Origin of the sequence: Pseudoxanthomonas spadix (genome assembly GCF_003703395.1) — a bacterium.
GTDB lineage: Bacteria > Pseudomonadota > Gammaproteobacteria > Xanthomonadales > Xanthomonadaceae > Pseudoxanthomonas_A > Pseudoxanthomonas_A spadix.
On record NZ_RDQN01000005.1, the window covers coordinates 105,830 to 128,100 of the forward strand.

Annotated in this window: 17 protein-coding genes and 1 pseudogene; all 18 read right to left on the bottom strand. The window is 69.5% G+C overall.

Annotated features, from left to right (window positions below; all coding sequences use genetic code 11):
• Window positions 1-92: 92 nt before the first annotated feature.
• The 18 genes and pseudogenes from fliE to D9R12_RS10010 all read right to left on the bottom strand — a co-directional run bounded on the left by fliE (window position 93) and on the right by D9R12_RS10010 (window position 22,235).
• Window positions 93-461: a flagellar hook-basal body complex protein FliE gene (gene fliE / locus D9R12_RS09915; protein ID WP_122230157.1), complete on the bottom strand. Its 369-nt coding sequence runs from the start codon at window positions 459-461 to the stop codon at window positions 93-95.
• A 61-nt stretch (window positions 462-522) separates the two neighbouring features.
• Window positions 523-2,046 carry a sigma-54 dependent transcriptional regulator gene (locus tag D9R12_RS09920; protein WP_122230159.1) on the bottom strand — a complete coding sequence of 508 codons (1,524 nt, stop codon included), beginning with the start codon at window positions 2,044-2,046 and terminating at the stop codon, window positions 523-525.
• On the bottom strand, window positions 2,046-3,443 hold the full coding sequence (gene rpoN, locus D9R12_RS09925) for an RNA polymerase factor sigma-54 (protein ID WP_122230161.1): 1,398 nt from the start codon (window positions 3,441-3,443) through the stop codon (window positions 2,046-2,048). The genes D9R12_RS09920 and rpoN overlap by 1 nt, the downstream gene beginning before the upstream one ends.
• A 226-nt stretch (window positions 3,444-3,669) precedes the next feature.
• A complete protein-coding gene (locus tag D9R12_RS09930) occupies window positions 3,670-4,299 on the bottom strand; it encodes a response regulator (RefSeq protein WP_122230163.1) in 630 nt (209 codons plus the stop codon).
• Between the two features lie 88 nt (window positions 4,300-4,387).
• The gene (locus D9R12_RS09935) at window positions 4,388-4,969 is read right to left on the bottom strand and encodes a PilZ domain-containing protein (protein ID WP_122230165.1); all 582 of its coding nucleotides are present in this window, start codon (window positions 4,967-4,969) and stop codon (window positions 4,388-4,390) included.
• A 425-nt stretch (window positions 4,970-5,394) separates the two neighbouring features.
• Window positions 5,395-5,706, bottom strand: a complete 312-nt coding sequence (locus D9R12_RS09940; RefSeq protein ID WP_014159468.1) for a hypothetical protein — start codon at window positions 5,704-5,706, stop codon at window positions 5,395-5,397.
• Entirely contained in the window at window positions 5,706-6,095 is a 390-nt protein-coding gene (fliS, locus tag D9R12_RS09945; RefSeq protein WP_014159469.1) for a flagellar export chaperone FliS, read from the bottom strand. The genes D9R12_RS09940 and fliS overlap by 1 nt, the downstream gene beginning before the upstream one ends.
• A gap of 12 nt (window positions 6,096-6,107) precedes the next feature.
• Entirely contained in the window at window positions 6,108-7,457 is a 1,350-nt protein-coding gene (gene fliD, locus D9R12_RS09950) for a flagellar filament capping protein FliD (RefSeq protein WP_014159470.1), read from the bottom strand.
• A gap of 223 nt (window positions 7,458-7,680) precedes the next feature.
• Complete coding sequence (locus D9R12_RS09955) at window positions 7,681-8,844, bottom strand: flagellin (protein ID WP_014159471.1); 1,164 nt, start codon at window positions 8,842-8,844, stop codon at window positions 7,681-7,683.
• A 501-nt stretch (window positions 8,845-9,345) separates the two neighbouring features.
• Window positions 9,346-10,548, bottom strand: coding sequence for a flagellar hook-associated protein FlgL (gene flgL, locus D9R12_RS09960; protein ID WP_122230167.1), 1,203 nt, complete (start codon window positions 10,546-10,548; stop codon window positions 9,346-9,348).
• 12 nt (window positions 10,549-10,560) lie between these two features.
• On the bottom strand, window positions 10,561-12,456 hold the full coding sequence (flgK, locus tag D9R12_RS09965; protein WP_170159222.1) for a flagellar hook-associated protein FlgK: 1,896 nt from the start codon (window positions 12,454-12,456) through the stop codon (window positions 10,561-10,563).
• Between the two features lie 121 nt (window positions 12,457-12,577).
• Window positions 12,578-13,660, bottom strand: a pseudogene (gene flgJ / locus D9R12_RS09970) (flagellar assembly peptidoglycan hydrolase FlgJ); the annotation flags it as partial.
• 2,480 nt (window positions 13,661-16,140) lie between these two features.
• Window positions 16,141-17,253, bottom strand: a complete 1,113-nt coding sequence (locus D9R12_RS09985; protein WP_122230177.1) for a flagellar basal body P-ring protein FlgI — start codon at window positions 17,251-17,253, stop codon at window positions 16,141-16,143.
• Window positions 17,254-17,264: 11 nt separating this feature from the next.
• On the bottom strand, window positions 17,265-18,050 hold the full coding sequence (locus D9R12_RS09990) for a flagellar basal body L-ring protein FlgH (protein ID WP_043290878.1): 786 nt from the start codon (window positions 18,048-18,050) through the stop codon (window positions 17,265-17,267).
• 5 nt (window positions 18,051-18,055) lie between these two features.
• Entirely contained in the window at window positions 18,056-18,841 is a 786-nt protein-coding gene (gene flgG / locus D9R12_RS09995) for a flagellar basal-body rod protein FlgG (RefSeq protein ID WP_122230179.1), read from the bottom strand.
• A 31-nt stretch (window positions 18,842-18,872) separates the two neighbouring features.
• On the bottom strand, window positions 18,873-19,619 hold the full coding sequence (locus D9R12_RS10000; protein WP_122230181.1) for a flagellar basal body rod protein FlgF: 747 nt from the start codon (window positions 19,617-19,619) through the stop codon (window positions 18,873-18,875).
• A 656-nt stretch (window positions 19,620-20,275) separates the two neighbouring features.
• Complete coding sequence (gene flgE / locus D9R12_RS10005) at window positions 20,276-21,496, bottom strand: flagellar hook protein FlgE (RefSeq protein WP_122230183.1); 1,221 nt, start codon at window positions 21,494-21,496, stop codon at window positions 20,276-20,278.
• A 49-nt stretch (window positions 21,497-21,545) separates the two neighbouring features.
• Entirely contained in the window at window positions 21,546-22,235 is a 690-nt protein-coding gene (locus tag D9R12_RS10010; RefSeq protein WP_122230184.1) for a flagellar hook assembly protein FlgD, read from the bottom strand.
• Window positions 22,236-22,271: the final 36 nt, after the last annotated feature.

Genomic DNA, 22,271 nt, shown 5'->3' on the forward strand with positions numbered 1-22,271 from the left:
CTTCTCGTCTTGGCGATTCAAGCTGTGGCGTGCGTCTTTCGATGTTGTCTCTGCTTTCCCGGGTCCCGGGTCCCGGACCCCGAGTCCCGGCCTCACACCGGCATGTTCATCACGTCCTGGTAGGCCTGGACCAGGCGGTTGCGGACCTCGACCGTGGCCCGGAATGCCACCTGCGCCTGCTGCATGGCGACCATCGTGCGGGCCAGGTCGGCGCGCGGATCGCCCAGTTCGAAGGCGGTCTGCAGCGCGCCGGCGTTGGCCTGGGTCTGGCTGACGTTGTCGATCGCCCTGGACAGCAGCTGGCCGAAGCCTGCGCCGTTGGCCGGCGCCGTTTCGCCGGTGCCGCCGGGCTTGCCGACGTTGCCCAAACCGCCGACGTCGATGGCGCTGCCGAGCCCTTCCCGGGTCCGCGCTTCATGCGCGCGGATCTGGGAGAGGATCGAGGAGATGGCGTCGGTCATTGCGGCTTTCCGGCGGACGGGTTCTTGACCTGATCAGGCAAATCCCGTGCCACCGGCCCCGTCAGAAACCTGCCGCGACCGCCGGCATGGCGTCGCTGGCCTCGCGGTCGATGCCGTACTTGCGCAGCTTCTCCACCAGGGTGGTGCGACGCAGGCCCAGCAGCGGCGCGGCGTGGGCGACCACGCCACCGGCCTGGGCCAGGGCGGCGCGGATCAGGTCCAGCTCGATGGTGGCGATGTGGTTGCGCAGGTCGATGCCGGCGGCCGGCAGCGTGCTGTCGCTGGCCGGCGCCGTGGCGGCCGGGGCGGCCATGGTGACCGGCACCGACGCGGTGGCGACCGGCTCGGCCAGGGCGGCCATCAGGTCGCTCTGGTGCATCTGCGGCCGGGCGATCTGGGAGAGCACCGGGGCCGCGTCCAGGCCTTCGCCGGGCAGCGTGCCGCGGTAGCGCGGCGGCAGGTCGGCGGCGCGCACGGTGGCGGCCGGGTGCAGCACCGACAGGCGCTCGATCAGGTTGGACAGCTCGCGCACGTTGCCCGGCCAAGGGTGGCGCTTGAGCGCGGTGATGGCTTCCTCGGACAGGGTTACATGGCCGCGGCCCTGGTCGCGCAGCTGGCGGGTGATGGCCTCGACCAGCTCGGGCAGGTCCTCGATGCGCTCGCGCAGGGCGGGCATCTCGATGGGGAACACGTTGAGCCGGTAGAACAGGTCCTCGCGGAACTGGCCGGTGCCGATGCGCGCTTCCAGGTCGCGGTGGGTGGCGGCGATGACGCGCACGTCGCACTTGATGGTCTGGGTGCCGCCGACCCGCTCGAAGCTGCGCTCCTGCAGCACGCGCAGCAGCTTGACCTGCATGGCCAGGGACATGTCGCCGATCTCGTCCAGCAGCAGGGTGCCGCCTTCGGCCATCTCGAAACGGCCCTTGCGCTGGGTCAGGGCGCCGGTGAAGGAGCCCTTCTCGTGACCGAACAGTTCGCTTTCCAGCAGATCGGCCGGGATCGCGCCGCAGTTGACCGCGACAAAGGGCTTGGCGCGGCGGGCCGAGCGCTCGTGCAGGGCGCGGGCGGCCACTTCCTTGCCGGTGCCCGACTCGCCCAGGATCAGCACGGTGGTGTCGTGGGGGGCGACCTGGTCGATCATGCGGTTGAGTTCGACCGCGCGCGCGCTGCGCCCGGTCGGGCCGGACTGGGCGCGGCCGACCCGGGCTTGCGCTTCGGCGTGCTTGACCGCAGCCTTGGCCAGTGCGTCCTGCAGCTGGGTGCGGCGCACCGGGAAATCCAGCGGCCACACGGTCTGGCGGTGCAGGGCGGCGCGCCAGGCCGCGTCCGGGGCGTGGCCGGGCAGCTCCAGCACCGGCGGGTGCAGCGGCTGTTTGGCCAGCCAGGCGGTGAAGCCGGCCAGCGCGGCATCGTCCACCTCGCCGACGATCACCGCCATCCAGTCGGTCGGGCGCGCGCGTGCCGGGTCGATGTCGGCCACCTCGGCGACGATGCGCGGGGTGTAGTCCATGAACTCCAGCAGGGTCGCCACGCGCTCGGCGCGGTCCATGTCCTGGTCGATGACGAGAATGCGGGCGGTGTTCATCAGGCGGCGACCTGCTGGCTGTTCTGGCGGGACTGGCGGGCCTTGGCCGGACCGATGGACAGCTGATCGCGGTACTTGGCCACGGTGCGGCGGGCGATGCGCACGCCCTGGCGGGCGAGCAGGCCGGCGATGACCTCATCGGCCAGCGGCGCGGTGCGCGGTTCGTCCTCGATCAGGCGCTTGACCATGGCGCGCACCGCGCTGCCGGAGACATCGGCGCCTTCCAGGCGTACCGCGAACAGGCGCTTGAGTTCGATGGTGCCGCGCGGGGTCTGGATGTACTTGCCCGAGACGATGCGTGAGACGGTCGATTCGTGGACGCCGATGGCGTCGGCCACCTCGCGCAGGGTCAGCGGCAGGATGGCTTCCTCGCCATGCTCCAGGAAACCGCGCTGGCGCTCGACCAGCAGCTGGGCGGTGCGCATCAGGGTGTCGTTGCGCATGGCCAGGCCGCGGACCAGCCAGCGGGCCTCGTCCAGCAGGCCGCGCAGCACCGCGTTGCCGCCGCCGGTGCCGGACAGGGCGCGCTCGCAATGGGCCGAGATGCGCACCCGCGGGCTGCTGTGGCGGCCCAGCGCGACCCGCCAGGCGCCGCCGGCAAACCACACCACCACGTCGGGCACGATGTGGGCCGGCTCGGCCATGGCTGGGGCCTGGGCCGGATGGGGCCGCAGCGACATCAGCAGGGCGACGGCGGCCTGGACCTGCTCCAGTGAGGCGCCGGTGGCGGCGGCCAGGGCGGCATCGTCGTGCGCGGCCAGCAGCGCCAGGTGCTCGGCCAGGATGCGCGCGGCCAGGGCGTTGGCCGGGCCTTGCGGGGCCATGCGCAGCTGGGCGCGCAGACACTCGCCCGGATCGGCGGCGGCCATGCCGGGCCATTCGCCGTGCAGCAGGCGCTGGCGCACGACCTGCAGCTGGTCCACATCAAAGCAGGCCGCGCCCTCGGCCAGCAGCGCTTGCAGCGGCTGCTCCAGGTAGCCGTTGTCGTCGCAACGGTCCAGCCACCAGGCGGCCATGGTCAGCTCGGCCTTGCGCCAGGACAGGGCCAGCAGGTCCAGCAGGCGCAGGCGCATGTCGCTGGACTCACCTTCGGCGATGCGGGCACTGGCATCGTCCAGATCGCCGCCACCGGCGCTGTTGCCGGACAGGCCGGACAGGAAGGCCGCCTCGGGGAGTTCGTCCCAGGCGCCGGTTTCGCGCTGCGCCACTTCGGCGTCCTCGCCGGTGTCGAGCTCGGGCTCGGCGTCCGCGGTCTCCAGCAACGGGTTGCGCTCCAGGGTCTGGGCCAGTTCCTGTTCGAGCTGCTGGCCGCTCAGCTGCAGCAGGCGGATGGACTGGAGCAGTTGCGGCGTCAGGTTGACGCCTTGCGCCATCCTGGCGGTCAGGGTGCCTTTCACGTTGATTTCTCCGGGTCATCCGGCTGCGGTGCCGGCTTGGGAGCTATCGTGAAGTTGACGCGACGGGTCTCTAATCAGGGTGATCCCTGTAGGGACTCGGGGTTTTCCCGGCGCAATGTAAGGCAATGCCCGACATTGCGTCGTAAAAATGACGTGAATCGAAGCGGTTGGCCATGAAGTGACACGCCCGGTCAGGTGTCGACTGCGTCACAAGACGGGGTTTTTGTCACGGCCGGTCGTAGTGGCGCATGGCCACGCGCAGCAGCTCGCCGGCATTCCGGCAGCCGAGCGCTTCCATCATCCGCGCGCGGTGGGTTTCCACCGTCTTGACGCTGATGTTCAGGTCGGCGGCGATCTGCTTGGTGGTGCGCCCGGCGCCGAGCGCGTCGAGGATCTCGCGCTGGCGGCGCGGCAGGCTTTCGATGTCGCCCGGCTCGCGCGCGGCGCGGTAGCCGCGCAGCTGCGGCGCGGCGACCTGGGGACTGAGGAAATTGCGACCGGCCGCCGCCGCACGCAGCGCGATCTCCAGCTCGGCCGGCGAGGCGTCCTTGACCACGTAGCCCAGCGCCCCGCGCGAAAGCGCCTCGCGCACGTGCAGCACGTCCTCATGCATGGACAGCACCACGATGGCCGCCTCGGGACAGGTGCGGCGCAGTTCGGCCAGCGCATCAAAGCCACTGCGGCCCTTCAGGGACAGGTCCAGCACGATGACCTCCGGCAGCACCTGCCGGGCCTTGATCACCACCTCGTCGGCACCCGCGGCCTCGCCGACGACCTCCACCCCGTCCATCGCTTCCAGCAGGCGCTTGACGCCGGCGCGGACGAGGGCATGGTCATCGCAGATCAGCACGCGCAAGGGTGAGACTCCTGTTTCGGCCGCCCTGGCCGCATGTCACCTTAACGAAACCACCGGCGCGGCAACAAGGCGCCGGTCGCCCCGGGGCCTAACGCTCGCGGCGCAGCTGCGCCACCTCGCGTCGATGGATGCGAAAGACATGGCGTTCCAGCGCCGATTGCAGCGCCGGCGAGAGCTGCACGAACGCCAGCCAGACCCGTGTCCCCGCACCTTCGGCCTGCACCGCCAGCACCTGCGCAGGCAACAGCAGCCAGGTTGGCAGCCAGTCCGAGGCACGCACGCGCAACAGGCCTTGCTGGCCGGCCGCGGGCGGGTCACTTGCCACCAGCTCCACCCCGCGCGCGGACCACACCAGCGGCTGGCGCGGATCGCCGCGTTCCTGCGCGGCCGCCAACTCGGCCACCAGCAGGGTCAGGACGTCCAGTTTGGCCTCCATGCGCAGCAGTGCCGGCTCGCCCTGCGGGTCCTGCTCGTCGCTGCGCGCGGCGCCGTCGTCGATCACCGCCAGCGCGCGCAGCAGTGCTTCGCCCTGGGCGCAGGCGTCCTGGACCGCCGCCGGCAGCAGCGCGCCGGGCAGGAAGCGGGCCGCACGGGTTTCCTCCAGGGTCAGGATCTCGCCAAACAGGGCGTGGCGGGCTTGCTCGGGCGTCATCGAAGGAACCTCGGTCATGGCGCACTCGGCAGGACGGGCGCGCAAGGATGGCGCAAACGGCGTGCTGGGTGGGTGCCACCCTCTCCCTTTCGCACCGCGAAGGGGAGGGCTGGGGGTGGGGTGCTCGGCGCTGCGCCCCCTCCCTTTCGCATCGCGAAGGGGAGGGCTGGGGAGGGGTGCTTGGCGCTGCGCCCCCTCCCTTTCGCATCGCGAAGGGGAGGGCTGGGGTGGGGTGCCCGGCGCTGGCCCCCTCCCTTCGCATCGCGAGGGGGAGGGCTGGGCTGGGGTGCTTGGCGCTGCGCCCCCTCCCTTTCGCACCGCGAAGGGGAGGGCTGGGGAGGGGTGCTTTTGCGGACGCAACAGCACCAAGCCAACAGCAACCCCTCCCCAGCCCTCCCCTGCTGCGCAAGGGAGGGGGCCAGGAGCACGCCGCGCCCTGAGGCCTACTTCAGCGCGCGCAGCCAGGCGTTGGCGCCACGGCGGCCGGCGTCCAGGCGGGCCAGTTCCATCGCGGCGGTGTCGCGCGCGGCGCGCAGCTGGCCCATCAGGCCGCGGTGTTCGGTCAGCAGCTGCAGCCAGGGCGCTCGGTCGGCGGTGTTGAGGTCGACCCCGGCCAGGGCCACGACCAGCTGGTGCTGATGCCGGGCCAGCAGCTCGGCGGCCTGGTCGAAATCCTCCACGCCGATGGCCTGGCCGATGGCCGCTGCCGGCAGCGCGGGCACGCCCGCCGTCGCGGACTGCGGCGCGGCGTCCATCACGGCGCCTTCGGCGCGATCTGGCGCCAGGCCGACTCGATGTCGTCCAGGATGCCGTCGATCTCGTGCAGCGGGGCGGCATCGTTGTTGAGGTTAGCCGCCAGCAGGCGGCGCTGGCAGTAGTCATACAGCGCGGCCAGGCCCTGGGCGATCTCGCCGCCGGCTTCCATGTTCAGCGCGCCGTTGAGCCCGCCGATGATGGCGCAGGTGTCGGTGATCGCGTGTGCCTTGCGGGTCACATCGCCGCGCTCCAGCGAGGCGATCGCCAGGCGCACGCGCTCGCGCGCGGTGGCCAGCATGATCGCGATCAGCTGGTGCGGGCTGGCATCGAGCACGGCACTGCTGGCGCCGGTCTGCTTGTAGTGGTTGGCGAGGCTGCGCGCGTTCATGGGGCGGCTCGGTTAGTCATTGCTGCTGCTCTTGGCAAGTTGCTGGGTCAGAAAATCGCTGGTGCTCTGCAGCTGGGTCATCAGCGTGTCCAGCGCGGTGAACTGGGCCTTGTAGCGCGCCTCGGCGGCGGCCATGCGGGTGTCCAGGGCTTGCTTCTGCGCATCGAGCTTCCTGGTTTGCGCGCTCAGGCTGTCGCTGCGCGAATCCAGCAGGCCGCCGCTGGTGGTCAGGCCTTTGAGCACCGTGGACATTCCGCTCACCATCGTGTCGGTGCCGCTGCCGAAGACCTTGGTCAGCGCCGAGGCGTCCTTGGCCATGGCCGCGCTGAAGTCGGCCTGGGACAGGGTCATCGAGCCGTCCTTGGACAAGGTGATTCCCATGGCCCCCAGATCGACCACGTTGGCGCTGACCAGATCGCGCAGCTGGCGGCTGGTGCCACGCACCATCGAATCTCCGTTCAGCGCGGCGGCGACCTGGGTGCTGCTGTTGTAGCTGGTGGTCGAGGCGATGGACTGCAGCACCGCGTTGTACTTGTCGGCGAAATTCTTGACCGCGGTGAACTGGGCCGCGGTGTCGTTGGTGATCGTCATCTGCGTGGTGGTGCCCACACTGGCGGTGGCGAGATTGAACGTCACCCCATCCACCATCCCGGTGACGGTATTGCTGGCGCTTTTCTTCACGATGCCATCCACCTTGACCTGGGCATCGCTCGCAGCCACCAGCTGGGTCATGCTTCCGGGCGCACCGTCGCCGTAGCTGAGGGCCGAGAGGTCGCCGCTGTCGTTGTTGGCGCTGATGGTCATGGCGTTGTTGGTGCCACCGTCCAGCGAGGTCATCACCAGATGCGCGCCATCTTCGCCGGTCACGATGCTTGCCGCCACGCCCTTGCCGCCGGCCGCGGCGTTGATGGCATCGCGGATGCCGGCCAGGGTGTTGTTGGACGAGGAGATGCTCACGTCCAGGCGGGTGCTGCCATATTTGATGGTCAGCGAGCCTGTGCCGACCACGGTATCGCGCGTCGCAAAACCGCTGGAAGACAGCTTCTGCGCAGCCGCAAGCGAGACCACTTCGACTGAATAGTTGCCCGTCGCCGCGCCGGAGGAGGCCGTCGCGGTGAATCCGGCGCCGGTGCCCATGGAAACCGCGCGCGCGTCCGTCGTGGTCTTGCTGGTCAAGCTTGTGATCGCGGAGGTCAGCGCAGAGAACGCCGAACGCAGAGTCGCGACCGCCGACACCTGCGCGGTGATCTTGGTCTGCGTTGCTGCGTAGCGCGTATCGGTCGGCGCGCGTTCGGCGGCGACCAGCTGGGACGCCATCGACGTGGCGTCGATCGTGCCACCGGTGGTGCCAATGGTGGTCATGCACGGCCTCTGGCGCGGGGCTGGGCGTCTGGCACCGTGTTGGCGTTGCGCATGGCGCGGTCCTCGCGGAAAGGTACAGCGGGAGGATGGGAGGATGAGTCCGGCTGCACCGAGCAGCCACAGGCAAGATGCATGCCGTCCTGTTCCAAATCCACGCCTGAGCCTGGTTGCGTGCGCTTGGAACAGGACGCGGCCGATGTGGCCACGCCCTGGTGTTGCGGGATTACGAGATCAGCTTCAGGACCGACTGGGTCGACTGGTTGGCCTGGGCCAGCATCGCGGTACCGGCCTGCTGCAGGATCTGGTTGCGGGTCAGTGCAGCCGATTCCTTGGCATAGTCGGTGTCCTGGATGCGGCTGCGGGCGGCCGACAGGTTCTCCGAGGTGGTCGACAGGTTCGACACGACCGAGGTGAAGCGATTCTGCACCGCACCCAGATTGGCGCGCGCGGAGTTGATTGCTTTCAGGGCGTTGTCGATCTGGCCGATCGCGGCTTGGGCGTCTGTGAAGCTGCTCACGCTGGTGGTAGAGATGCCGATACTGCTGGTGGTGGTGCTGACGGCGCCGTCGGTGAAGCCCTTGGCGGCCGCAGCGGCGGTGCCGCCGATCGTGATGGTGGCGCCACTCAAGGTCAGCTGCCCGCTCACGGCATCGAACGACGCGCCCACGCCGGTCTGTGCCGAAACGCGATTGATCGCTTCAGCCAACTGGCTGGCGCGTTCCTGCGAGTTGGCAGCAACCGGGATGGCGCCGACGTCAACGGTGGCAGGAAGCCCGTCGGGGCCAGTGCCGGTGATCGTCAGGCCGCCAGCGGAAATTGCAGTGGCGTAACCGGTGATGGAAGAGGCTGCGATGGTGGTGGTGGCGCGGGTGTAAGTGCCGCCCAGGGCTGCGGTCTGGGCATTAACGCCGCTGACCGAGATGGTCTGGCCGACATCGGCGCCGACCTGAAAAACAAAAGGATTGGTGCTGGTGAGCAGCGACTGGCCGTTGAACTTGGTCTGCGAGGCGACGCGCTGGATCTCGTCCTTCAGCTGGGTGACTTCCAGGTTCAGGGCGTCGCGGTCGTCCTGCGAGTTGGTGGAGTTGGACGCCTGGACGGCCAGCTCACGGATGCGCTGCAGGTTGTCGCCGATGGTGCTCAGCGCGCCTTCTGCAGTCTGGGCCAGCGAGATGCCGTCGTTGGCGTTGCGCGCGGCCTGGTCCAGGCCGCGGATCTGGCTGGTCATGCGCTGGCTGATCGCAAGGCCGGCGGCGTCGTCCTTGGCGCTGTTGATGCGCAGGCCCGAGGACAGGCGCTGCAGCGAGGTGGCGAGGTCGTTGCCGGACGCGGTCAGGTTGCGCTGGGCGTTCAGCGACGACACGTTGGTGTTGATGACTGAGGACATGGGAAAGCTCTCCTGGTTGGGTGGTCCGGCGGCGACTGAGAGGGCTCGGCCGGGTTGAGGCAGGGTGTGGCCGGGATTGGCCCTCTCCGCTGCTGATAGGTTTAACGGCACAAGGTGCGTTGCCTTTAGCCCTGGATCGAACATTCTTTCGAGGTTTCTTGCCGGGCCACTTTCAAAGACATTGCCCAGTTGCTGGCGCGTCCGGCCGTGTCATGTGTGTCGTGGATCGACACGAATGCGCTCAAACCAGATAGCGGCAGCGAGGACGCGGACTTGAGGCCGGTTCAAAAGGCCTTGCGAAGACGCAGGTGTGGCGCCTGACAGGGATAAATGGAGCGTGTTGCCGTCATCCCCGCGCAGGCGGGGATCCATGCTGGAGGACGGTCAGGCTGCGATACAGCGGGTTGTGGCGATCTGCAACTGCCCCAGCCCGGGTTCCCGCCTTCGCGGGAACGACGATCAAGCAGTTGGTGCGAGTTGTTTTCTGCAAGTGCAGTGCACCTACATCAGGTCGAACAGCGACTTGCTCTGCACCGCCAGCATGGTTTTCTGTGCCGCTTCCAGTGCGATCTGCTGGAGCGAAAGATTGCTGGCGGCCTCGGCCGGATCGACGTCGCGCAGGGTGGACAGGGTGGTCTGCAGGCTGACGCCATAGGCGCTGCGCACGTCGGTGGCATCGTCCAGTGCAGCCAGGCGCGAGCCGGTCTGCGAGCGGCTGAGCAGGAAGTGGTCCTGCGCGGTACTGATGTCGCCCAGGGCGCGATTGAGCGCATTGCGGCGGGTGGCCACTTGCGCATCGGTGGTGGCCGGGGCTTCCAGGGCATCGGCCAGGGTGTCCAGGGTGCTGAAGATGTCCTGGTTTGGCGCCTTGCCCAGGCTGAAGCTGTCGCCGACCGCCGGCGCGCCGCTGAGGGTCATCTGGATGCCGGCTCCGCTGATGGTGCTGCCGGCGGTGTAGCTGCCGGTGGACAGCACGGTGCCGGCGCTGTCCAGGATCTGGTAAGCATCGGTGGCGGTGAAGCTGACCGTGACCGACTGTCCGTTCCACAGGCTGTTGTCGGTCACCGCGCTGCCGCCGATGACGCCGCTGCCGGTGTTGCTGCTGGCGGCGGTGGCCACGCTGGTGCCGTCACCGGTGCGGATGCGCAGGAACAGGGTGCTGCCGGCATCGGTGCCGGCCACTTTCAGGTTGGGCGCCACTTCGACCCGGTTCTGGCCATCGTCGCCGACGTAGCTGACGTTGCCGCTGGCATCCTGGGTGAAGGGGATCACCGCGTCGCGCGAACCGGCAAACAGCGGGTGTCCGGTGCCGTCATCGCGATTGGCGATGGCCAGGACGGCCTCACGGATCTGGCGCAGTTCGGCGGCGATGGAGGTGCGGTCGGCGGCGTTGAGGGTGTCGTTGCCGGCCTGGATGGTCAGCTGGCGCGCACGGTCCAGCTGGGTGCCCACGTCGGTCAGCGCCTGCTCCTGCGAACGCAAGCGGTGCTCCAGCAACGCCGCGTCCTTGTCCTGCTGGTCCAGGGCCGCGATCGCATGGTCCAGGCGCTGGGCCTGGGCCATCCCGGCCGGGTCGTCGGCGGCGGTGATCAGCTTCTTCTGCGTGGTCAATTCCAGCTGCGAGCGCGCGACCCTGGACTGCTGGGCCAGCATCGCGGTCAGGCTCTGCTGGTGCATGCCCATGGTGGAAAGGCGGAGCGTCATGGCAATCCCCGGTCAGCGGCCCACGGCCGCGAGCAACGTCTGGAACATCGTGTCGGCGGTCTTGACCACCTGCGCGGCGGCCTGGTAGGCCTGCTGGAACTTCATCATGTCGGCCGCTTCCTGGTCCAGGTTGACGCCGCTGACCGACTCGCGCTCGGCGCTGACCTGGGCGTTGATGGCCTGCTGGGCGTCCAGGCTCAGCTGGGCGTGGCTGGCCTCGGTGCCGGCCCTGGCGGTGAGCTGGCTCATGGCCATGGTCAGCGACTGGGTGCCGCCGCTGAGCAGCGGCTTGCCATCCAGCGCCGAGAACAGCTGCGCATTGGCGTTGCTGGACGAGCGCGCCGGCGTGGCGGCCAGGTTGAAGCGGTCGCCTGCGGTCGGGGTGCCGCTGAGGGTGATCGACCAGCCGGTGGCCGGATCGGTGATGGCCGCGCCAACGGTGTAACTCTGCGGCGGGCCACCGTTGATGGTGTACGAGGCTGCGTCGATGAAGTCGATCTGGGCGCCACTGAAACCGGCAAACGCGGTGGCATTGGTCACCGTGGTGGCGGCCACCGCCGCGTTGCCCAGGTTGGCGGGACTGGCGCTGGCCGACATCGCGCCGGCGGCGGCGACCTGGGTCGGGTCGGTGATCGCCACCGCCAGGCTGCCGGCCGCGCCGGCGGTCGGATGCAGGGTGAACTTGTCGCCGACTGCGGCGCTGCCGGACATCGTCAGGCGCACGCCTTCGACCAGCAACGGGTTGGCCGCCGAGCCGTCACCGGCCATCGGCACGATCACGCCGGTGTCGGCGCGCTGCGCGGTCCAGCCGCCGGCGCTGTAGCGCAGCACCAGGTCCTTGCCGGTGAGACTGCCGACATCGCTCACCGCGGTGGTGAAGGCCGCGATCCCGGTGTTGGCCGCGTTGCGGCTCACACTCGGCGCGCCGATGGAGAACAGCGCGCTGCCCACGTTGCCGTTGTAGTCCACGCCCGCGGCCTGGGCCTGGTTGAAGCTCATTGCGGTAGCGGTGGCCAGGCGGCCGAGCTCGGCGCGGGCCGGGTCGAGCACGCTGGTGCGGAATTCAAGCAGGCCGCCCAACGCGCCAGAAATCGACGCGTCCGGCAGGCGCACCGCCCTCCCGTTGCCGGTGTCCAGGCCGACCTGCGAGCGCTCGGGCCGGTCCGGGTCCTGGAGCGCGGTCAGGGTGTTGGCCTTGGCGCCCAGCACCAGCGGCTGGCCGCCGATGGTGAACACGTTGAGCGCGCCATCGTCCTGGGTCACCGTGGTGGCGCCCACCAGCGCGGCCAGCCTGGTCACCCGCAGTTCGCGCGCATCCAGCAGGTCGGGCGAGGCGTTGGCGCCGGAGGCGGCGATGGTCTTGTTGAGGTCGGCGATCTCCCTGGCCAGCTGGTTGGCGTCAGCGACCTTGCTCTTGAGGTTCTCGTTGGTTTCATCGTCGATGGTGGACAGCTGGCCGTCCACCGAATTGAAACGCGCCGACAGCGACTGCGCGGCGGCCAGCAGTGCCTCGCGCGCGCTGGTCGAGGTCGGGTCGCTGCTCACACCCCTGGCCGCGTTGAAGACGGCCGACATCGGCACGGACAGGCCGGTGGCCGAATCGGACAGCAGGCTGTCCACGCGCCCGGCCATCGAGGACAGGCTGGTCAGGCGGCCGACTTCGCTGCTGCTGTTGACCTGGCGGCCGAACACCAGGCCATCGGCCAGGCGCTGCAGTGCGCTCACGTCCACGCCCTGGCCGGTGTAACCCAGGCCGTTGCCGACCGAGGTGCCCACGCGCGCGGACAGCTCCACCCGCTGACGGCTGTAGCCTTCGGTGGTGGCGTTGGCCACGTTGTTGCTGATGGTGCCCAGCGCACGCTGGAAGGCCATCAGCGCCGAGCTACCGGTGGAGAGCATGCTGGTCATGGCAAGTCCTTCAGTAACCGGCCACGGCGCGGTAACGCGCGCCGAGTGCGGCGAAGACCGAGGTGTCCACGCCACTGCCCTGGGCCGATGCAAGTTGCGTGCTGGACGCCGGCGCGGCCGCGGCCAGGCGCGCGTCGGAGCCATAGAGGGACGAAGGCACGCCGCCATCGGGCATGTTGGCCAGGGCGCGACTGATGGTGCTGCCATTGGCGATCGCGGTCAGCTTGGCCGCGTAGTGCGGATCGGTGGCATAGCCGGCGCGTTGCAGGGCCCGGGCGAAGCGGTGGGTGTCCTGGCCGGTGCCGCGCGCAGCGGCATAACGGTCGTTGCCCAGCAGCCGGGTGTAGTCGGCAAAGCTGTCGGCGGCCGAATCATAGGCGCGGAAGTTGGCGCGCTCGGCGTGGCGCACGCCGTTGACGTATTCGGTGGTGGCGACGTTGACCGAATCGCCGTCCCAGCGGCTGCCGGCTTTGATCCCGAACAGGTTGTTGGAGCTCACGCCCTGCTTGCCGGCCAGGCGCCGGCCCCAGCCGGTTTCCAGCGCGGCCTGAGCGACCAGCGCCTTGGCCGGCACACCGAGGGCCTGCGCGGCCTTCTGCGCATGCGGCCAGATCGACTGGACGAAGGCTTCCGGGCTGCTGCAGTCCAGCTGGCAGTCGCCCGGGTCGAGCGGCTGCGGCGGTTCCGGCATCTGGGTCTGCATCGGTATGGCCTGCAGCGACACGCCCGCACTGGACGCGGCCAGCGGCAGGGTGCCACCGCTGGCCACCGGCACCGCGCTGGCGCTGGTCGGCGCGCGCAGTGGCAGCTGGCTGGCGGTGAACGGGAAGGCCCTGGCAGGGGCCTGCGCACGCAGCGGCATCGGCGCGCCGGCCGTGGCTCTGGCCGAAGGCAGGGTGGTGTCCACCGGCGTGGAGGCTTCACTGCCGCCGTTGTCGCCGCGCAGCTGCTTCTGGATGATCGCCTGCAGGCCCAGGCCGCGGCCCCTGGTCAGTTCCCGGGCCAGCTGCTGGTCGTACATGTCGCGGTAGCTGGTATCGCCCCCGCCCAGCGGATCGCCGCCAGTGGTGCTGCGCATCGACTTGACCAGCATCGAGGCGAACTGGGTCTCCAGCTCCTTCGAGGCTTGCTTGATCTGCTCGGGCGAAGCCGTATTCGACTTGCTTAGCGAGAGTGCCGTGGTGCCGGGCAGCTGCAGGGTCATGGCGGGAGGACCAGATAAGGGCGCGGAAGGTGTGTGCTGTTCTCAGGCAAGTCCCGTGCCGCGGCCTGTCGGATTTCCGTCGCAGGCGCGCGGCGCAGGCGTCTCCAAGGCCTGGACAACGACCCGGGAAGTCGACCCCACATCAGGAGCCCTCCTGCTTTTTGGCCCCCTCCCTTGCGCAGCAGGGGAGGGCTGGGGAGGGGTTGCTCGTGCTTTGGCTCTGCGCCGAACGCACAAAAGCGACCCCTCCCCGGCCCTCCCCTTTGCTGCGCAAAAGGGAGGGGGCGAAAAGCGGTCGCTTCGACTGCAGGCAGAGGCCTTGCCGATCCCGGCAGCCTGCGCCAGGCCCAGCCTTGGATGATCTCCAGCTCCGCGCGCAGGGCGCCGGCGCGCTTGAGCGCTTCCAGGATCGCCACCAGCTCACCAGGCGCCGGCTCCACGGCCACTGCTCCGCCCCCTCCCTTGCGCAGCAGGGGAGGGCCGGGAAGGGGTTGCTTGTGCTCTGGCTCTGCGCCGAACGCACAAAAGCGACCCCTCCCCGGCCCTCCCCTTTGCTGCGCAAAAGGGAGGGGGCGAAAAGCGGTCGCTTCGACTGCAGGCAGAGGCCTTGCCGAATCCCGGCAGCCTGCGCCAGGCCCAGCCTTGGATGATCTCCAGCTCCGCGCGCAGGGCGCCGGCGCGCTTGAGCGCTTCCAGGATCGCCACCGGCTCACCAGGCGCCGGCTCCACGGCCACTGCTTGGCCCCTCCCTTGCGCAGCAGGGGAGGGCTGGGGAGGGGTTGCTCGTGCTTTGGCTCTGCGCTGGAAGCACAAAAGCGACCCCTCCCCGGCCCTCCCCTTTGCTGCGCAAAAGGGAGGGGGCGAAAAGCGGTCGCTTCGACTGCAGGCAGAGGCCTTGCCGAATCCCGGCAGCCTGCGCCAGGCCCAGCCTTGGATGATCTCCAGCTCCGCGCGCAGGGCGCCGGCGCGCTTGAGCGCTTCCAGGATCGCCACCGGCTCACCAGGCGCCGGCTCCACGGCCACTGCTTGGCCCCTCCCTTGCGCAGCAGGGGAGGGCTGGGGAGGGGTTGCTCGTGCTTTGGCTCTGCGCTGGAAGCACAAAAGCGACCCCTCCCCGGCCCTCCCCTTTGCTGCGCAAAAGGGAGGGGGCGAAAAGCGGTCGCTTCGATGGTGCAGACAGAGGCCTTGCCGATCCCGGCAGCCTGCGCCAGGCCCAGCCTTGGATGATCTCCAGCTCCGCGCGCAGGGCGCCGGCGCGCTTGAGCGCTTCCAGGATCGCCACCAGCTCACCAGGCGCCGGCTCCACGGCCACTGCTCCGCCCCCTCCCTTGCGCAGCAGGGGAGGGCTGGGGAGGGGTTGCTTGTGCTTTGGCTCTGCGCTGGAAGCGACAAAAGCGACCCCTCCCCGGCCCTCCCCTTTGCTGCGCAAAAGGGAGGGGGCGAAAAGCGGTCGCTTCGATGTTGCAGGCAGAGGCCTTGCCGATCCCGGCAGCCTGCGCCAGGCCCAACCTTAGATGATCTCCAGCTCCGCGCGCAGGGCGCCGGCGCGCTTGAGCGCTTCCAGGATCGCCACCGGCTCACCAGGCGCCGGCTCCACGGCCACTGCTTGGCCCCCTCCCTTGCGCAGCAGGGGAGGGCTGGGGAGGGGTTGCTTGTGCTCTGGCTCTGTGCCGAAAGCACAAAAGCGACCCCTCCCCAGCCCTCCCCTTTGCTGCGCAAAAGGGAGGGGCGAAAAGCGGTCACTTCGATGGTGCAGGCAGATGCCTTGCCGATCCCGGCAGCCTGCGCCAGGCCCAGCCTTAGATGATCTCCAGTTCCGCGCGCAGGGCGCCGGCGCGCTTGAGCGCTTCCAGGATCGCCACCGGCTCACCAGGCGCCGGCTCCACGGCCACTGCTTGGCCCCCTCCCTTGCGCAGCAGGGGAGGGCTGGGGAGGGGTTGCTTGTGCTTTGGCTCTGCGCTGGAGGCACAAAAGCGACCCCTTCCCGGCCCTCCCCTTTGCTGCGCAAAAGGGAGGGGGCGAAAAGCGGTCGCTTCGATGTTGCAGGCAGAGGCCTTGCCGATCCCGGCAGCCTGCGCCAGGCCCAGCCTTAGATGATCTCCAGCTCCGCGCGCAGGGCGCCGGCGCGCTTGAGCGCTTCCAGGATCGCCACCGGCTCACCAGGCGCCGGCTCCACGGCCACTGCTTGGCCCCCTCCCTTGCGCAGCAGGGGAGGGCTGGGGAGGGGTTGCTCGTGCTTTGGCTCTGCGCTGGAAGTACAAAAGCGACCCCTCCCCAACCCTCCCCTTTGCTGCGCAAAAGGGAGGGGGGCGAAAAGCGGTCGCTTCGCTGCTTATAGGTGCTTTGGCTCTGCGCTGGAAGCGCAAAAGCGACCCCTCCCCGGCCCTCCCCTTTGCTGCGCAAAAGGGAGGGGGGCCAAGAGCTGTCGCTTCGCAGGGGGGGGGGGGCTGCCGATCCGGGCAGCTTTCGCCAGCCCAGCCTCAGATGATCTCCAGCTCCGCGCGCAGGGCGCCGGCGCGCTTGAGTGCTTCCAGGATCGCCACCAGGTCGCCGGGCGCCGCCCCCACGGCGTTGACCGCGCGGACGATCGCTTCCAACGACGTGCCGCCCTGGAACATGAACATCTTGCCGCCGTCGGCGGTGGCGCTGACCGTGGATTGCGGCACCACCGCGGTCTGGCCGCCGCGGGAGAAGGGTTCCGGCTGGCTGACCAGGTTGTTCTCGGTGATCGAGACGGTCAGCGAGCCGTGCGAGACCGCCGCCGGCAGCACCGAGATGTTGCCGCCCATCACCACCGTGCCGGTGCGGGCGTTGATCACCACCCTGGCCGCGGCCGCGCCGGGGCTGACGTCCAATGATTCGAGCTGGGCCATGAAGCCGATCCGGTTGCCCGGCGGGGCGGCGATCTGGATCGTCACCGGGTCCACGGCCTGGGCCCGGCCGGCGCCAAAGGTGCGGTTGACCGCATCGACGATCCGCGAGGCGGTGGTGAAATCGGCCTCGTGCAGGTTCAGGGTGACCACGCCGGTGTCGCCGCCGCCGCCGGGGGCCGAACGCTCGACCGTGGCGCCGTTGGGGATGCTGCCGCCGTTGGGCGCATTGACCGAGATCTTGGAGCCGTCCCTGCCCGAGGCGCCAAAGCCGCTGACCACCAGCGTGCCCTGGGCCACTGCGTAGATCTGGCCGTCGGCACCGCGCAGGGGGGCCATCAGCAGCGCACCGCCGCGCAGCGAGCCGGCGTTGCCGATCGAGGACACGGTGACATCGATGGTCTGGCCGGGCTTGGCGTAGGGCGGCAACTCGGCCTGGATGGCCACCGCGGCGACGTTCTTCAGCTGCGGGTTGGTGCCCGGCGGAATGGTCACGCCCAGCTGGTCGAGCATGGTCTTCAGGCTCTGCACCGTGAAGGGCGTCTGGCTGGTGCGGTCGCCGCTGCCGTCCAGGCCGACCACCAGGCCGTAGCCGACCAGCTGGTTGCCGCGCACGCCGGCCACCTGGGCCAGGTCCTTGATGCGTTCGGCGTGGGCCGGCGCCGGGATCAGCGCCAGCGCGGCCGCAAGGGACATGAAGGAACGGAACAGGGTCACGCGCATGATGGCGATGCTCAGTACGGTGCAGCGGCGGAGTTGAAGAAGCGGCCCAGCCAGCCCATGGCGTTGGAGCGCGCCACGGCGCCGCGGCCGCCATAGACGATCTGGGCGTTGCCCACCCGATCGGAAGTGACGCGGTTGTCCGGGCCGATGTCGGCGATGCGCACGATGCCCTGCACCTGGACCAGCTCATCACCCTGGTTCAGGCGCAGCTGCTTCTGCCCGGACACGCGCAGGTTGCCGTTGCCCAGCCGCTCGATCACGGTCACGGTGACATCGCCATCGAGCGAATTGCTCTGCTGGGTGTCGCCGGCACCGTTGAAGCCGCGCTTGGCGTCCACTTCGGCCTGCAGCAGGTTCTTGCCGTTGTAGGTGACGCCCTGGCCCAGAATGGTCGGCGCGGCCATGGCGATCGAGGCGTCCTTGCTGATCCCGGTCTTGGCGTTGGACCTGGCACTGGTGCTTTCGACCAGGACGATGGTCAGCAGGTCGCCGACCTCGCGCGCCTTGTTGTCCTGGAACAGGCGGATGCCGCGGTTGCCACTGCCGTCGGCCGCGCTGGCGAAGATCGAGCCGCCGCCATCGCCCACGCCTGTCCGCGCGTAGCCCTGTGCAACCATGCCGGGCTGGCCCTGGCCGGGGGCCGGCTGCGCATAGCCCGGCGGCACCGCCGGCGGCGGCACCAGGCCATTGGGCGCCGGCGGCTGTTCGGCGAACGGGCGTACATCGCCCATGACGGTGGCGCAGCCGGACAGCGTGCCCAGACAGGCGATGACGGCGGTGGCAAGTAGCAGGCGCATGGCGATCACAGGTTCTGGTTGAGGAAGCCCAGCATCGAATCGACGGTGCTGATGGCCTTGGCATTGGTTTCGTAGGCGCGCTGGGTTTCGATCATCGACACCAGCTCCTCGACGCTGTTGACGTTGGAGTTTTCCAGCGCGCCCTGGACCAGCAGGCCGGCGCCGTTTTCGCCCGGGGCGCCGGCCTGGGCCGGGCCGGAGGCACCGGTCTCGGTGTACAGGTTTCCGCCCTGCGAATGCAGGCCGGCCGGATTGACGAAATCGGTGATGGTCAGCTGGCCGACCTGGGTAGCGGCGGCCTGGCCCTGCAGCTGCACGCTGACCGTGCCGTCGCTGCCGATGGTGATGCTCTGGGCGCCTTCGGGGATCTGCAGGCCCGGCTGCACCGGATAGCCTTCGTTGGTGACCAGCTCGTTGTCGGCATTGACCTGAAAGGCGCCGTCGCGGGTGTAGGCGCTGCTGCCGTCGGGCATCAGCACCTCGAAGAAACCGCGGCCGTTGATGGCCACGTCCAGCGCGTTGCCGGTCTGGCTCAGGTTGCCCTGGACGAAGGACTTGGCGGTGGTGGCCACGCGCACGCCGGTCCCGGTGGACATGCCCGAGGGCAGCATCGTCTGCTCGGAGCTGGCACCGCCGGGCTGGCGCTGGGTCTGGTAGAGCAGGTCCTCGAAATTGGCACGGTCGCGCTTGAAGCCGGTCGTGTTGATGTTGGCGAGGTTGTTGGAAATGACCGCCATGCGCGTCTGCTGCGCGTCGAGGCCGGTCTTGGCGATCCACAGTGCCTGGGTCATGGCGGTTCTCCGTCGGGGAAAAGTCGGGAAATCAGCGCGAGGACAGCAGCGAGTTGGCGCTCTGCGCGGTTTCATCACCGCTGTGCAAGACCCGTACCTGCATCTCGAACTGGCGCGCCAGCGCGATCATCGACACCAGCGCGCCGGTGGCATCGACGTTGCTGCTTTCCAGCACGCCGGTGGACAGCACCGCGCCGGTGGAAGGCGTGGGTGCCGGCGCGCCGGGTGCCTGGCGCATCAGGCTGTCCTGCCCGCGTACCAGGTCGGTGGTGCGGGTCTGGACCACCTGCAGGCGACCGACCTGGGTCGTCGACGAGGCCGGCGAGCCCTGCGGGATCACCGAGATCGTGCCGTCGGCGCCGATGTCCATGCCGTCGTTGGGCGGGATCACCATCGGCGCGCCACCGGCGTCCAGCAGCTGCAGGCCGCTGGAGGTGGTGAGCAGGCCGTTCTGGGTGAGCCTGAGGTCGCCGGCGCGGGTGTAGGCGGTGCCGCCGTTCTTGTCCTGCACCGCGAACCAGTGGCCGGGCGCGAGCGCCACGTCCAGCGGATTGCCGGTGGTGCTGAGCGCGCCGCTGGCATCGGAGACGCCAACCAGCTTCTCGGCCGTGGCCACGCGCGAGGCCAGCCCGGCGCCGGTGACCGGCATGGCCTGGGTCGCGCTCAGGGTGGCCTGGAAACCGACCGTGCTGGCGTTGGCCAGGTTGTGCGAATGGGTGGCCTGCGCCTTGAGCGTTGCGCTGGCGCCGGTCATGGCGATGTAGAGGGCTCTGTCCATGCACAGGGCCTTGCAAGGGCCGTGCCGCGAGGGACCTTCGGTGCACGGGAGTCGGCACGCGCGGCGCTGCCCCTGCCTTTCGCATCGCGAAGGGGAGGGCCGGGGAGGGGTGCTCGGCACTGCCCCCTGCCTTTCGCATCGCGAAGGGGAGGGCCGGGGTGGGGTGCTCGGCACTGCCCCCTGCCTTTCGCATCGCGAAGGTGGGGCCGGGGAGGGGTGCTCGGCACTGCCCCCTGCCTTTCGCATCGCGAAGGTGGGGCCGGGGAGGGGTGCTCGGCGCTGCCCCCTGCCTTTCGCATCGCGAAGGTGGGGCCGGGGTGGGGCGCTCGGCACTGCCCCCTCCCTTTCGCATCGCGAAGGGGAGGGCCGGGGGTGGGGTGCTCGGCGCTGCCCCCTCCCTTTCGCATCGCGAAGGGGAGGGCCGGGGGTGGGGCGCTCGGCGCTGCCCCCTCCCTTTCGCATCGCGAAGGGGAGGGCCGGGGTGGGGTGCTTTTGGGGACGCGACGGCAACACCACCAAGCAACAGCAACCCCTCCCCAGCCCTCCCCTGCTGCGCAAGGGAGGGGGCAGAAGCCAAGCCCACGAAAAAAGGGAGCCAATCCCTGGCTCCCTTCAATCTCGCACGCGGCCGGCCGGCAGGCCTGCCGCCACCGCGCTTACCGCAGGTTGATGATGGTCTGGGTGACCTGGTCCTGAGTCTGGATCATCTGCGCATTGGCCTGGAAGTTGCGCTGGGCGGTGATCATGTTCACCAGCTGTGCGGTCTGGTCGACGTTGGAGGCCTCGAGCGCGCCGCCCTGGACCAGGCCGAACTGCGAGGTGCCGGCCGCGCCATGCAGCGGCTGGCCGGAGGCGTAGGTTTCGGAGAAGGCGTTGTCACCACTCTGCTGCAGGCCCTGCGGGTTGGCGAACATGGTCAGGGCGACCTGGCCGAGCGACCTGGTCACCCCGTTGGAGTAGTTCGCCTGGATCACGCCCTCGGCCGAAACGGAGATGCTGGACAGGCTGCCGGTGCCGGAGCCGTCCTGGTTCAGTGCCGAGACGGCGAACTTCTGGCCGTACTGGACCGAGTTGCCCAGGTCCACGGTCAGGCTCATCGGTGCGGCGCCGCCGGGCGGGGTATAGGGCGGCAGGGTGATGTCGCCGCCAGCTGGGCTGACCAGCGCGCCGGTGGCATCGTAGGCCAGGGTCTGCGGGGTGCCCACGTCGACCCCGTCGATCTGGGCCTGCATGGTCCACTCGTTGGGGTTTGCGGTCTTGGTGAAATACAGCGACTGGCTGTGCGAAGCACCCAGCGAGTCATACACGGTCAGCGAGGTGCTGTGGTTGTAGGTGGTCGGGTCGGCCGCATCGAAGGGGACTTTGACCGGCACGGTGGCGTTGCCCGGCAGGGTGAGGTCGGCCTGGACCTTGGTGGAGACCTGCGGCGGGGCGTCGCCGGTAGTCAGCTGGATGTCGGTCAGCTTGCTGGTGTTGAAGGTGGTGCCGTCGGGGTTGGCCGCAAACACCTGCAGGCGCTGGCCGGACGGGTTGACCACGTAGCCGGAGGCATCGGTGCTGAAGTTGCCGGCGCGCGAATACACCATCGCCCCGTTGTTGGACAGGGTGAAGAAGCCCTGGCCGGAGACCCCCATGTCCAGCGCGTTGCCGGTGAAGTCGATGTTGCCCTGGTTGAACTGCTGGGCCACCCGCTGCAGGCGGGCGCCGGCGCCGGTGGCGTTGGTGGCCACCCCGTAGGGCGAGACGGCGAACACGTCGCCGAACTCGGCGCGGCTTTCCTTGAACCCGGTGGTGTTGGAGTTGGCGATGTTGTTGGAGATGACGTTCAGGTCGGAAGAGGCGGCGTTCATGCCGCTCAGGGCGATGCGGAAGCTCATGGAAGTGTCCCCGTGAAGGAAGGAAGCTGCGTATGGGTCGGGAGCTGGATCAGCTGACCCGGCGGATGGACGACAGCGGGAAGCCGCCGACGCCGGCCAGGTTCAGGGTGAGCCCGGAGGACTCGATGGAAACGCTGTCCACATGGGCGATCAGCCCCACGTCCAGCGCCGTTGCCGAAGCGGCCCTGGAGGCGGCGGTCGTGCCGGCCACGGCCTTGATGGTGTAGGTGCCACCGGTGGCGGCGGCGCCGGCATCGGTCAGCCCGTCCCAGTGGAAAGCGACCGCGCCGGAAGTCGCCGCGGTGGCCGAAAGGGTGCGCACCGTGTTGCCGTTGGCATCGGTGATCTCCAGGGTCAGCGGGCCGGCCGAGGTGGCGGTGATCTCCCCGTCCAGCGGCGCGCCGGGTGCAAGGGTCACCGAGGAGGCGGCCACCATCGCGTCGTGGCCGACCAGTGCCGCCGCGCGCAGGGTCTGGTCCGATTCCATGACGCTGGCCATCGAACCCATCGCCGCCTGCATCTGCTCGATCCCCTGGACAGTGGAAAACTGCGCCAGCTGGCCCAGGAACTGCTGGCTGTCCAGTGGCTTGAGCGGGTCCTGGTTCTTCAGCTGCACGGTCATCAGGGTCAGGAAATCGGCCTGGCCGATCGCGCCGGAGGAGCTTCCGGTGGTGCTGGCGGCCTTGGTGGCGCTGGTCAGGCCCAGCGAGGCGAGGGTGGAAGTGTCGACAGTGGCCATGGACAGGCGCTCATGTGGGGGCGTGGATCGGAAGAA